Annotated in this window: 12 protein-coding genes and 1 tRNA gene; 2 read left to right on the plus strand and 11 right to left on the minus strand. The window is 64.1% G+C overall.

Features of this window, described 5'->3' with window-relative positions; translation table 11 throughout:
• Positions 1-150: 150 nt before the first annotated feature.
• Together QP415_RS05045 and QP415_RS05050 are read right to left on the minus strand one after the other, a co-directional pair.
• A tRNA-Val gene (locus tag QP415_RS05045) sits at positions 151-224 on the minus strand.
• A gap of 102 nt (positions 225-326) precedes the next feature.
• Positions 327-728, minus strand: a complete 402-nt coding sequence (locus QP415_RS05050) for a DUF3052 domain-containing protein (protein ID WP_016461045.1) — start codon at positions 726-728, stop codon at positions 327-329.
• A 323-nt stretch (positions 729-1,051) separates the two neighbouring features.
• Here QP415_RS05050 and aceE point away from each other — a divergent pair, with 323 nt between their 5' ends.
• Positions 1,052-3,796, plus strand: a complete 2,745-nt coding sequence (gene aceE / locus QP415_RS05055; RefSeq protein WP_285099145.1) for a pyruvate dehydrogenase (acetyl-transferring), homodimeric type — start codon at positions 1,052-1,054, stop codon at positions 3,794-3,796.
• Positions 3,797-3,946: 150 nt separating this feature from the next.
• Positions 3,947-4,516: a flavin reductase gene (locus QP415_RS05060; RefSeq protein WP_016461047.1), complete on the plus strand. Its 570-nt coding sequence runs from the start codon at positions 3,947-3,949 to the stop codon at positions 4,514-4,516.
• Between the two features lie 73 nt (positions 4,517-4,589).
• On the opposite strand, the gene aspA is transcribed toward QP415_RS05060, so the two are convergent.
• The 9 genes from aspA to QP415_RS05105 form a co-directional block, all read right to left on the minus strand.
• The gene (gene aspA / locus QP415_RS05065) at positions 4,590-6,002 is read right to left on the minus strand and encodes an aspartate ammonia-lyase (RefSeq protein ID WP_016461048.1); all 1,413 of its coding nucleotides are present in this window, start codon (positions 6,000-6,002) and stop codon (positions 4,590-4,592) included.
• 135 nt (positions 6,003-6,137) lie between these two features.
• Positions 6,138-6,509, minus strand: a complete 372-nt coding sequence (locus tag QP415_RS05070; RefSeq protein WP_285099147.1) for a phosphopantetheine-binding protein — start codon at positions 6,507-6,509, stop codon at positions 6,138-6,140.
• Entirely contained in the window at positions 6,509-7,012 is a 504-nt protein-coding gene (locus tag QP415_RS05075) for a DUF3145 domain-containing protein (RefSeq protein WP_048676248.1), read from the minus strand. The genes QP415_RS05070 and QP415_RS05075 overlap by 1 nt, the downstream gene beginning before the upstream one ends.
• A gap of 170 nt (positions 7,013-7,182) precedes the next feature.
• A complete protein-coding gene (gene def / locus QP415_RS05080) occupies positions 7,183-7,674 on the minus strand; it encodes a peptide deformylase (protein WP_016461051.1) in 492 nt (163 codons plus the stop codon).
• A gap of 1 nt (position 7,675) precedes the next feature.
• Positions 7,676-9,484 carry a proline--tRNA ligase gene (locus tag QP415_RS05085; RefSeq protein ID WP_285099151.1) on the minus strand — a complete coding sequence of 603 codons (1,809 nt, stop codon included), beginning with the start codon at positions 9,482-9,484 and terminating at the stop codon, positions 7,676-7,678.
• A gap of 77 nt (positions 9,485-9,561) precedes the next feature.
• Complete coding sequence (locus QP415_RS05090) at positions 9,562-9,978, minus strand: hypothetical protein (RefSeq protein ID WP_285099153.1); 417 nt, start codon at positions 9,976-9,978, stop codon at positions 9,562-9,564.
• A gap of 109 nt (positions 9,979-10,087) precedes the next feature.
• A complete protein-coding gene (locus tag QP415_RS05095) occupies positions 10,088-10,591 on the minus strand; it encodes a hypothetical protein (RefSeq protein ID WP_048676259.1) in 504 nt (167 codons plus the stop codon).
• A gap of 20 nt (positions 10,592-10,611) precedes the next feature.
• Positions 10,612-11,778, minus strand: a complete 1,167-nt coding sequence (gene ispG, locus QP415_RS05100) for a flavodoxin-dependent (E)-4-hydroxy-3-methylbut-2-enyl-diphosphate synthase (RefSeq protein WP_034475418.1) — start codon at positions 11,776-11,778, stop codon at positions 10,612-10,614.
• A gap of 126 nt (positions 11,779-11,904) precedes the next feature.
• The gene (locus tag QP415_RS05105) at positions 11,905-13,146 is read right to left on the minus strand and encodes a M50 family metallopeptidase (RefSeq protein ID WP_285099246.1); all 1,242 of its coding nucleotides are present in this window, start codon (positions 13,144-13,146) and stop codon (positions 11,905-11,907) included.
• Positions 13,147-13,148 lie beyond the last annotated feature (2 nt).

The following is a 13,148-nucleotide window of genomic DNA, read 5'->3' on the forward strand; positions in this document are numbered from 1 at the left end:
GGAACCCACACTCCAACTCAGCGCATAACCCACCCCGAAGGACACAAAACGATTACACCACTCCACAGGACTTGACCGACTCAGCCGCCGAGTAGCGCGAGCAGATACGCTCGGGGGCCGGAAGCTTTCGCTTCCGGCCCCTGCCTTTTGTGGGCCCTACCGGGCTCGAACCGATGACCTTCTGGGTGTAAACCAGATGCTCTAGCCAACTGAGCTAAAGGCCCCACGCACGCGCCAATCTACCAGAAGAGGCACGTACGGTCACATCCGAAGCCGAGCAACACAGCACAGAAGAGCGCTGCCCTGCCCCGGCCTCGTCGATGAAACTAGCGGCGCGACCGCGGACGCGCAGTGAGGCGCACACCCGCCCAGTTCTGCCCCAGCGCCGTCGACGTCGTCGCATGCAGGCCCGCGATCTCCGCGGCCTCCTCCACGTCACCAACCCGCACAGAATTCGGCCGACCTGGCTTAGGAATCAGCACCCAGATCAGCCCACCATCGTCCAGGTTCGACATCGCATCGACGAGGACGTCCGCGAGGTCCTCTTCCTCAGCATCATCCGCGCGCCACCAGACAATCGCGCCATCCACGACGTCTGCGTAATCGACGTCCACGAGCGGATGCCCCGTCTCCCCTTCAACAGCATCGCGCACAGCCTGATCGACGTCGTCATCGACGTAGAACTCCTGCACGATCGCATCGGACGAAAAACCCAGGCTCACTGCCATCACGCAGCACCGCCCATCAACGAGCTGGCGCTCAGTGTCATATCAACGTTCACGCCTTCATCCTAGGGCATGGAAGCTACTGGAATGCAAGGGATAAACAACCATGAAACACCGCCCCGGCGGCTGCCCCGCCTGAGCTGGGAATTTATCCTGCAGCGACAACGCTCGCTCCGGTGATACGCACCTCATAGTCGATACGCGAGGCAAACACTCGCAAAGGATCCCCAATAGTGGGACAATGGTCCCGATATGCGCGATGTCGCCCGAGGACATCGCCCACGCACGCTGCGCGAGCAGCACCGAGTCAAGCGAGAAGGTACACCGTGAGCCAACTCCACGAGTCCCACCCCGTCGTCAACGGCCTGATCCCTCAGGTTCCCGACAACGACCCCCAGGAGACCGCCGAATGGGTTGAGTCCCTGTCCGGGCTCATCAACGAAAAGGGCGGCCCCCGTGCACGCTACATCCTGCTGCACATGCTGGACGAGGCGCGCCGCAACGGCGTTCAACTCCCCCAGGAGTACACGACCCCCTACGTCAACACCATTCCCGTTGACCAGGAGCCTTACTTCCCCGGCGACGAAGCCATGGAGCGCGAATACCGCCGCTGGATCCGCTGGAACGCCGCCGTCCAGGTGACGCGCGCTCAGCGCCCCGGCGTCAAGGTCGGCGGACACATCTCGTCCTACGCATCGGTTGCCACCCTCTACGAGGTCGGCCTCAACCACTTCTTCCGCGGCAAGGACCACCCCGGCGGCGGCGACCACGTGTTCTTCCAGGGACACGCCTCCCCCGGCCCCTACGCCCGCGCATTCCTCGAAGGTCGCCTCTCCGAAGAGGAGATGGACGGCTTCCGTCAGCAGGTCTCGACCAAGCACGGCCTGCCCTCGTACCCGCACCCGCGCCAGCTCGAGCACTTCTGGGAGTTCCCCACGGTCTCGCTCGGCCTGGGTCCCGCCGAGGCCATCTACCAGGCCTGGTTCGACCGCTACCTCTTCATGAACGGCATCAAGGACACGTCGCAGCAGCACACGTGGGCCTTCATCGGCGACGGTGAGATGGACGAACCCGAATCCCGCGGCATGCTCCAGCTCGCCGCCCAGCAGCGCCTGGACAACCTGACCTTCGTCATCAACTGCAACCTGCAGCGTCTCGACGGCCCGGTGCGTGGTAACGGCAAGATCATCCAGGAGCTTGAGGCCTTCTTCAAGGGCGCGGGCTGGAACGTCATCAAGGTGATCTGGGGCCGCGGCTGGGACCAGCTGCTCGCCGCCGACAAGGACGACGCCCTCGTCCACGTCATGAACGAGACCCTGGACGGCGACTACCAGACCTTCCGCGCGAACGACGGGGCCTACGTGCGTGAACACTTCTTTGGCCGCGACCCGCGCACCAAGGAAATGGTCAAGAACTGGACGGACGAGCAGCTCTGGGAGCTCAAGCGCGGTGGCCACGACTACCGCAAGGTCTACGCAGCCTACAAGGCAGCCATGGACCACACCGGCCAGCCGACCGTCGTCCTCGCGCACACGATTAAGGGCTACGCCCTCGGCTCGCACTTCGCCGGCCGTAACTCGACGCACCAGATGAAGAAGCTGACCCTCGAGGACGCCAAGCAGCTGCGCGATCGCCTCCAGATCCCGATCACGGACGAGGAACTCGAGCGCGATCCCTACATGCCGCCGTACTACATGCCGCCGGCCGATCACCCGGCCCTGCAGTACATGAAGGAGCGCCGCGAGATCCTCGGCGGTTGGGTGCCCGAGCGCCGCGCCGACCGCCAGCCCAAGCTCCCCGAGCTGCCCACCCGCCCCTTCGAGGCGCTCTCGAAGGGCTCCGGCAAGCTTGAGGTCGCCACGACCATGGCCCTCGTGCGCCTGTTCAAGGACCTCATCAAGGACAAGCAGGTCGGCAAGTACTTCGTGCCGATCATCCCCGACGAGGCTCGCACCTTCGGTCTGGACGCGATCTTCCCGTCGGCGAAGATCTTCAACACGACCGGCCAGTCGTACACGCCCGTGGATGCGGACATGATGCTGTCCTACCGCGAGTCCGAGCGCGGCCAGATCATGCACACGGGCATCACCGAGGCCGGCTCGGCCGCCGCCTTCCAGGTCGTCGGCACGGCATACGCTACGCACGACCTGCCGATGGTGCCGATCTACATCTTCTACTCGATGTTCGGCTTCCAGCGTACGGGCGACCAGTTCTGGGCGGCGGGTGACCAGATGACGAAGGGCTTTGTTATCGGCGCCACCGCGGGCCGTACGACGCTTGCGGGCGAGGGTCTGCAGCACATGGACGGCCACTCGCAGGTCCTGGCGGCGACGAACCACGCGTTCGTGTCTTACGACCCGGCGTACGCGTACGAAATCCGCTACATCATGGCGGATGGCCTGCAGCGCATGTACGGCGACGCGGATGGCCGCGATCCGAACGTCATGTACTACATCACCGTGTACAACGAGCCGATCCGTCAGCCCGCCGAGCCGGAGAACGTGGACGTCGAGGGCATCATCAAGGGCATCTACAACGTCGATGAGCACCAGAACTTCGGCGGCCCCAAGGCTCAGCTGCTCGCTTCTGGCGTCGGCGTGCCGTGGGCGCGCGAGGCTCGCGAGCTGCTGGCTCGCGACTGGGGCGTGGACGCCGCCGTGTGGTCCGTGACCTCGTGGAACGAGCTGCGCCGCGACGGCCTGGATGCCGAGGAACACAACTTCCTGCACCCGTCCGCACCGCGCCTTACCCCCTACGTGTCGACGAAGCTCGCGGGTCGCGAGGGTCCGTTCGTGGCCTCCTCCGACTTCGACCGCATGCTGCCTGACCAGATCCGTCAGTGGGTCCCGGGCGACTACCACGTGCTCGGTGCGGATGGCTTCGGCTTCTCCGACACCCGCCGCGCTGCTCGCCGCTGGTACCACATCGACGCGGAGTCGATGGTCGTGCGCACGCTGGCAGCCCTCGCCGAGAAGGGCCAGGTTGACCCGTCGGTCGTCCAGCAGGCGATCGACAAGTACGAGCTCTTCAACTACGCGATCCAGGGCAATGACCACGCTGGCGAGGAGTGATCGTCGCTAGGCCCGCGCTCCTCCATCGCGGCGCCCAGCGGTTATGAGGACGAGGCCGGGGATCCCCACGCGGGGTTCCCGGCCTCCTCTCATTCCCCGACAGGTGGGATACCTCCTGCCCTCCTGAAGCCCGCGGCGCACAATGGATGCATGCACGTTCCTTACGAGACCGAAAAGTTCTACTACGGCTTTCCCGTCTACATCCTGGCCTACCCCGACGACGCTGTCGGCGTCGGAATCACGACGGGGTCTTCCTCGTACTCACTGGGACAGATGGTCATGATCGGCTGCGATTCGACGACACACGCAGCACGCTCCATCAAGCGCTCAGGCGTGTGCTCACTGAACCTCTTCGGGCCCGAGGCCATGGGCCTCTTCGAGTATGCGGGTACCGTCTCTGGTGGGAATAAGCTTGGCGATGCCCACGTCGCATCGAGCGACTATGACGGCGTCCCCGTCCTCGACGACTCCCAGATGAGCCTCGTTTGCCGCGTCCTTGAGGCCACGGAGGACGGGACCTACACGCACTTCCGCTGCGAGATTACCCAGCGCCTGGTGGCCCCCTCACTCATCGACGAGCAGGGTCGTTTCCGCTACGAGGATCTGCAGACCGTCGAATACGTCGGAGACGCGCGCAGGCGCATCTACCGCTACTTCTCGGACCGTGTGGAGCGTTTCGGTACCTTCGTGCGTTCGTTTAAGGAATCACTCCTCCCCTAGCGCCGTCACGTACCAACAACAAAGGCCGGGGACCCACGCAGGATCCCCGGCCTCGTCTGTACGTAGAGGCTACTCAGCTCTCGTCAGTACCCGCGTACTTCGGGTGCGCGAGGTTTTCGGGCGAGAGAATGCGCTCGACCTCTTCCTCCGAGAGGAGCTCCATCTCGTGGATGACCTCGCGGACGGTCTTACCCTCGGCAGCGGCACGCTTACCGACGACGTCGCCCAGGTGGTGACCGATCACGTCATTGAAGTAGGTGACGATACCGATGGAGTTCTCGACGTAGTGGCGGCACACGTCGGGGTTCGCCGTGATGCCGGTGACGCAGCGCTCACGCAGCGTGTCGCACGCATTCACGAGCAGGTTGATCGACTCGATCAGCGCCTGGGCGATGACGGGCTCCATGACGTTGAGCTGGAGCTGGCCAGCCTCGGCCGCCATGGTCACGGTCTGATCGTTGCCGATCACCTTGAAGCAGACCTGGTTGACGACCTCGGGGATAACCGGGTTGACCTTGGCGGGCATGATCGACGAGCCCGCGGCCATCTTCGGAAGGTTGATCTCGTTGAGGCCAGCGCGAGGGCCGGAAGCCAGCAGACGCAGATCGTTGCAGACCTTCGACAGCTTGACGGCGCTGCGCTTGATGGTCGCGTGCATGGAGACATAGGCGCCGGTATCAGAGGTGGCTTCGAGGAGATCGGGAGAGCCGACAACGCGCGCACCCGTGATGCGACGCAGGTGGCGCACGACGACCTGCTGGTAGCCATCGGGCGTGTTCAGACCGGTACCGATAGCGGTCGCGCCCAGGTTCGTCTCGAGGAGCAGCTCGGCGTTGTTCACGAGGCGCTCATCCTCCTCGCGGAGCGTGTGCGCGAAGGCCGAGAACTCGCTGCCCAGCGACATCGGGACAGCGTCCTGCAGCTGCGTGCGCCCCATCGTCAGGATGTGGCGGAACTCGGCGCCCTTCTCATCGAAAGCATCGGCCAGCTCATCGATGGCCTTGCGCAGGCGATTCACCTTACGCCACAGCGCAATACGGAAGGCCGTCGGGTAAGCGTCGTTCGTCGACTGCGAGCGGTTGACATGGTCATTGGGGTTGATGATGTCGTAGCGGCCCTTGTCCTCACCGAGGATCTCCAGTGCCAGGTTCGCGATGACCTCATTCGCGTTCATGTTGACGGAGGTACCGGCACCGCCCTGGAACTGGTCGACGGGGAACTGGTCCATGCAGCGGCCGTTTTCGATAATCTCGTCGCACGCGGCGATGATCGCCTCGGCCTTTGACGGCTTCATCGCCTTGAGCTGCATGTTCGCCATCGCGCACGCCTTCTTCACCTGGGCGAAAGCGCGAATCAGCTCGGGCGCCTCATTGATCGTGCGCCCCGAGATCTGATAGTTCTCGATGGCGCGCAACGTATGAATGCCCCAGTACGCGTCGTCGGGTACTTCGCGGGTGCCAAGCAGATCTTCTTCGGTGCGGGTCAACGTTGTTCCTTCCGTCTGTTCTCCGGCCGTTTCCTTCCGGCCGATGCGCCTCCATGGTAGGCCCTGTAGGCCCGAAATTCCGGCACTTTACGAACATTGGAGAAGTCGTTGAGACTCCCGTAATCAGCTCTTTCGTTAGTGATTGGACACGGCGTCAGTAACCGCGTCAAGCAGGTCGGCCAGCGTCACCCATTCCTCGACCGCAGCGTCCGTGAGCGTCACCTTGGCCTCGCGCTCGACGCGCGCGACGACGGCGTAGAGGGAGACGTCGTCCATGTCGAGGTCGCCACGCAAGGTGAGCTCCCCGCGAGCGTCGGCGGGGTCAAGCTCCACCTCGTCGAGCACAGCCTCCATCGCGGCCTCTCGGGCGCGGTCCTGCGCGGTGTCAACTCTGCTCTCCGACGAGGCCGGGGCCGCGCCGGGCGCGTCGTCAGACGTATCGGGATCGACCAGCTGCGCTAAGCCTGCGCGCAGCTGGTCACCGAGCAGATCGGCGATTGAACCCATCAGCCGACCCGGTTATTCAGCCAGCGCACGGGGGCGCCGGCACCCGCATGGCGGAAGGACTCAAGCTCATCGTCCCACGCCTGGCCGAGGGCCAGGTCGAGGCCCTCGCGGAGCTCCTCGTACGTGGTCGCAGACTCCAGGGCCGCGCGAATACGATCCTCGGGGACAACGACGTTGCCGACCGTGTCCATCTGCGAGTGGAAAATACCCAGGGAAGGCGTGTGACACCAGCGTCCGCCGTCACTCGAGGCGGTGGCTTCCTCCGTCACCTCATAGCGCAGGTGCTCCCAACCGCGCAGAGCGGACGCCAAACGGGCGCCCGAGCCAACCGGTCCGACCCACGAGAACTCGCAGCGAACCATGCCCGGCGCCGCCTCTTGATCCGACCACTGGAGGTGGACCTCCTGGCCGAGCGCGGTGCCCAGCGCCCACTCGATGTGCGGGCACAGAGCGGGCGGTGTTGAGTGCACGAAAAGTACACCGCGGGTGTATGACCCTCTCATTGTTCCTCCTGTTGGCTTTGTCAGGATCGTCTTCCCCTACGCCCTAAACTGCCGAGAGTCGCAATGATCTGCGCCTTAACGACGCACACGATGTAGTTACAGGATAGTCGAACGCGCCGGGGAATGCACTCCATTCCCCGGCGCGTCCACGCCACGACAACGCTCGATGCTTAGAAACCGGCGTTGCGAATGTCTCGCAGCGCCTTCTTGCGGGTCGCGCGATCCAGGCGATCAATGTAAATGTGACCGTCGAGGTGGTCACACTCGTGCTGAATGCAGCGAGCCATCAGCTCCTCACCCTCGACGACAACCTTCTTGCCGTCCAGGTCGGTGCCCTCGCAACGCGCATACCAGGCGCGCTCGGTCGGGTACCAGAGCTCGGGAACCGACAGGCAACCCTCGTCGCCGTCCTGGTACTCGTCCTCGCTCAACGCCACGATACGAGGGTTGAGCACGTAGCCGATCTCGCCGTCAATATTCCAAGAGAACGCACGCAGGCTGACGCCAATCTGGTTGGCGGCCAGACCAGCGCGACCGTCCATGTCGACGCCCTCGAGAAGATCCTCAACGAGGGCCTTCACATTCGGGGTGATCTCCGTGATCGGGTCACACACGGTACGCAGGACCGGGTCGCCGATAATGCGGATGGGACGAATAGCCATGTCACTCCCCCTTCAGGGCCGCGGCGTGGAGCTCGCGCAGGCGAGTGACGGCTTCGTCGACGGGGACGACGATGGTCTCGCCGGTGGCGCGCACGCGGATCTCCACCTCACCGTCGGCCAGCGAGCGGCCAACGACCAGGCCGAAGGGCACGCCCACGAGCTCGTAGTCCTTGAACTTCACGCCAGCGCTCACCTTACGGCGATCGTCGACGAGGACGTCCAGGCCGACAGCGTCGAGCTGCTCGCCGAGAGACTGCGCGGTGTCGAAGACCTCGTCACCCTTGCCGGTCGCCAGCACGTGCACGTCGAAGGGCGCAATCTGAGCAGGCCAGCTCAGACCCTTCTCGTCGCAGTTGGCCTCGGCCAGAGCGGCCATCACGCGAGTGACGCCAATGCCGTACGAACCCATCGTGACGACCTGAGTCTTGCCGTTCTCGTCGAGCACGGTCAGGCCCAAGGCCTTGGCGTACTTGCGTCCCAGCTGGAAGATATGGCCGATCTCGATACCACGCTCGAGGTGGAGGGGACCCGAACCATCAGGAGCCAGGTCGCCCTCGCGCACCTCAGCGGCCTCGATCGTGCCGTCAGCCGTGAAGTCGCGGCCCATGACCAGGTTCAGAATGTGACGCTGCTCGGCGTTCGCGCCGGTCACCCAGGCGGTCCCCTCGACGACGCGCGGGTCGACCAGGTAGCGCACGGAACCGGAGACGTTGCCCTCCTCGTCCACGACGCGCTTGGGCGAGTTGGGGCCAAGCACCGTGGGGCCGATGTAGCCGCGCACCAGCTCAGGGTGCGGCTCAAAGTCGGAGTCAGAGGCCATCTCAACCTCGGCGGGAGCAACGGAAGCCTCGAGACGCTTCATATCAACGTCGCGGTCACCGGGCACGCCCACGACGAGGAGCTCGCGCTCGCCATCCGGGTGCGTCAGCGTCACGACGACGTTCTTCAGTGTGTCCGCCGCGGTCCAGGGACGGTCCTCGCGCGGGTAGCTCTCGTTGAGCAGGTCCACGAGCGCCTCGATCGTCGGCGCATCGGGAGTCGGCACCTCAACCGGTGCAGGAACGCCGGAGGCGTCCTGAACGTCAGGAACGGGGGTCGTCACGGCCTCCGCGTTGGCGGCGTAGCCGCCCGGGGAAGCCACAAAGGTGTCCTCGCCGATCGGTGAGGGGTGCAGGAACTCCTCCGAGCGCGAACCACCCATCGCACCACTCATTGCAGAAACGATGACGTACGGCAGGCCCAGGCGCTGGAAGATGCGCTCGTAGGTGTCGCGCTCGGCCTGGTAGGAAGCGTTCAGGCCCTCGTCGTCGATGTCGAAGGAGTAGGCGTCCTTCATCACGAACTCACGGCCACGAATCAGACCCGCGCGCGGACGAGCCTCGTCGCGATACTTCGTCTGAATCTGGTACAGCGTGGCGGGCAGATCCTTGTACGAGGAGTACATGTCCTTCACAAGGAGAGTAAACATCTCCTCGTGCGTGGGGGCCAGCAGGTAGTCGCCACCCTTGCGGTCGTTGAGCTTGAACAGCGTCGGACCGTACTCTTCCCAGCGGTTCGTTGCCTTGTAGGGGTCTGCAGGGATCAGGCCCGGGAAATGGACCTCCTGCGCTCCCATCGCATCCATCTCTTCGCGGACAATGTCCTCAATCTTGCGCAGGGTGCGCAGGCCGAGGGGCAGCCACGTGTAAATACCGGGGGCGCAGCGGCGGATATAGCCGGCACGCACCAGAAGCTTATGCGAATTGACCTCTGCGTCAGCCGGGTCTTCACGCAGGGTTCGCAGGAAGAAAGTCGAGAGATTTCGAAGCATGCTCCAAGAGTACGGCACGCAAAGCCTCGAAGGCCACCGGCACAGCCGTGTAGCGGCTCATCGAGGCATGTAGCGGCTCAGATCGCGGCGCACGCACCAAGTTCGCGCTCGCGGGCGCCCGGGTGTGCCGCGTAGTAACGGCGGGCCATCCACCCCGGGTATGCCCACTCGGGCAGGCCACCAAAGTAGAGAGCCTGAACAGCGACCGCCGCCATCAGGGCAAGAACACCAATCACGAGGCCGAGGGAACCAAGAGTGTCGAGTCCGCGTGCCTCGCGAGCCATCAGATCGGCAGTGAGGAACCACAGGACGGACAGCATCGGCATCAGCGGCCACACGACCCGCCCCATTTCGCCAGCCGCATTGCCACCGCCAAGCTCCAGACGCACGGAGACACGGCGCGCGCTCGCGCCGATTCCGAACCATGCCCACGCCCAGACAAGAGCGATAGCGAGGCCCACGAGTGCGATCAGAGCAGTGGAGTTGGCGACCATTGCGTCCCCCTTCGGACAAAAGCAACATCCCCGTTGGCGTTGCGTACCTAGCGATACTACAACATCAACGGGGATATCTGTCCAACTGAAAGAGTCGAAACGAGACTAATCAGGCATCAACAAGCCCACCAACGCACGCATCGCGCAAATCACGCAGCATGGACAGCGACGAGAGGGACTCTGCGGTGACTCCCGCCCACGCGAGCGCGCGCTCACGGCCCTGCGCCACATGACGCTCACGAATGTGCAGCAGCGTACGCGACGGAGACAAGGGCAGCAGAGCGATCACACACGTGCCCGAGGCCTCGGCTCCCTCCGGGGCGCCGGGCGGTGCAACGCGCATCAGGATATGATCCTCGTCCTCGATATCGATGATCGTGGACTCGTCCTCAGGCTCGAATACATGACCGAGCACATCCCAGACAGTAGACGCTGACGCGTCGATCGCGATGCCGCGATCAACGACCACGTTCGCGCCGGGAAGAACCAGGTCACCGGGCAGCGACACATCCGCCTGAGACGCTGTCAGGCCGATGCGCCGCGGAAAGCCCGTAGCCGCCACAGCGCAAGCACCCGCAACGAGTGACAGGCACGCGAGAGTACGAAAACGCATGTGATACTCCTTGTGAACGCTCAGAAGTCAATGCCCGGCAGCTTAACCTCCGGGGCAGTGATGGGGGCAACCTCGACGCTACCGGAACCCGGTTCGAGCCCGAGCTCCTCGGCAAGGGCATTCGCACGTCGGATCAGCGTCTCGACGATCTGATCCTCCGGCACGGTCTCAACAACCTCGCCTCGAATGAAAATCTGTCCCTTACCGTTGCCGGAAGCAACACCGAGGTCTGCCTCTCGGGCCTCGCCCGGCCCGTTGACAACGCAGCCCATGACGGCGACACGCAGCGGAACAGTCAGGTCCTTCAGGCCCTCGGTCACGTTCTCAGCGAGCGTCCACACGTCGACCTGAGCGCGACCGCACGACGGACACGAGACGATCTCCAGAGTCTTGTCTCGCAGGCCCATGAACTCCAGCATCTTCGTGCCGACCTTGACTTCCTCAACCGGAGGAGCGGACAGGGAGACGCGGATCGTGTCGCCAATACCCTCAGCGAGCAGGATCGAGAACGCGGAAACAGACTTGATAGTGCCCTGGAAGGCCGGGCCAGCCTCGGTGACGCCCAGATGCAGCGGCCAATCCCCCGCCTCCGACAGCATGCGATAGGCCTCGATCATCGTGAGCACATCATGGTGCTTCACCGAGATCTTGAAGTCGTGGAAGTCATTCTCCTCAAAGAGGGACGCCTCCCAGATCGCGGACTCAACCAGAGCCTCGGGCGTCGCGCGGCCGTACTTCTTGAGCAGGCGCGGATCCAGAGAACCGGCGTTGACGCCGATGCGCAGCGACACACCGTGATCGGAGGCAGCCTTGCAAATGTCCTTGACCTGATCGTCGAACTTGCGGATGTTGCCGGGGTTGACGCGCACCGCACCACAGCCCGCCTCGATCGCCTGAAAGACGTACTTCGGCTTGAAGTGGATGTCGGCGATCACCGGGATACGCGACTGCTTGGCAATAATCGGAAGCGCATCCGCGTCCTTATCCGTCGGGCACGCAACGCGCACGATGTCGCAACCGGCCGCGGTCAGCTCAGCGATCTGCTGGAGCGTCGCCCCGATGTCGTGTGTCTTCGTCGTCGTCATGGACTGAACGGAGATGGGAGCACCCCCGCCCACGGGCACGTCGCCCACCATGATCCGACGCGTCTGCTTGCGCGGGAACGGCGACGCCGCAATGCCGGGCATTCCAAGATTGATTTCACTCACCGATTCATTATCGCGCACTGTGCGCATCCTTCCCACACGGACCACGCACGCGTGGTCAGACTCGCTTTCATCGGCGGGGCGCTCGCCCGCCTTTGTCAAGGCTTATCAGCCCAGGGACACCGGCTTGACGATATCCGCCACAATCAAGATGACACTCATGACGACCAGCACGCCTCCCACGGCCCACGTCAGCGGAACCAGACGGGCAGTATCAGCTGGCCCTGGATCTTGCGCGCCACGCGCACGAGCGAACGTACGGCGAGCCCCCTCGTACAGGGCGCCGAGAATGTGCCCACCATCCAGGGGCGGCAACGGAATCAAGTTGAAGACGAACAGCGCCATGTTCAACGAAGCCAGCAGGCTCAGCAGCACCGCCACGACCTGGCGAGTATCCTGCAGGCCCAGCGCCTGCGAGTCGCCGGTCACCTCGCCGGCCATACGACCGACGCCAACGACGGACACCACACCGGATGCATCGCGCTTCTCATCCGTGACGATCGAGCGCCCCACCTGCCACACAGCCTGCGGAAGGCGCACGACGACCGACGCCGTGCCCGTGAACATCTGCCAGTTAGCGGCGGCAACGTCGGACAGCGACGCGGACACGTACTCATACCCGGCGGTCACGCCAACAATGTGGACCCCCTGCGCCCCCGTGACGGGAGTGACCGTCAGGTCGACGGTCCCACCGTCGCGCTCGACAGTCAGGACAGCAGACTCGCCGTCAGGAGTCGCACCAACAGCGCGCTGCAGGTCCGCGAAAGTCGATACGGGCGCCCCATTCCACGCGACGACAGTATCCCCGGGACGAACCCCGGCCTCGTACGCGGGAGAAGCCACTTCGCCAGACGCACTCGTGATCGTCGCCGGCACCTCGGCAATCGTGCGCGACGCCGTCGGGGCACCAATCCCCATCATCGCGATCGCGGAGAGCACGAAGCAAATGAGCAGGTTCATGATCGGGCCACCGAGCATGACGGTGACCTTCTTGGGCGCACTCAGATGATAGAACGCGCGGTGTTCCTGCCCTTCAGGGATCTCCTCAGCCGAGGCCTCACGGGCCTCCTGAGCAAGCGTCAGCTTCCCGCCGCGTCCGACGAGCCTCGTGCCGGGACGTGCAGGGGCGTACATGCCAACGATCTTCACGTAACCGCCAAGCAGAATGGCGCGCAGCGCGTAGGTCGTCTCCCCTATCTTCTTCTTCCACAGGGCCGGACCAAAGCCCACCGCATAGTCCGGAACCAACACGCCGAACTTCTTTGCCGGGAGCATGTGCCCCACCTCGTGGAGGGCAACCGACGCCAAAATTCCGATAACGACAACAACGATACCGACGAGAGAGCCCACGC

The sequence above is a fragment of the Pauljensenia sp. UMB3104 genome (assembly GCF_030217285.1).
Taxonomy (GTDB): Bacteria; Actinomycetota; Actinomycetes; order Actinomycetales; family Actinomycetaceae; genus Pauljensenia.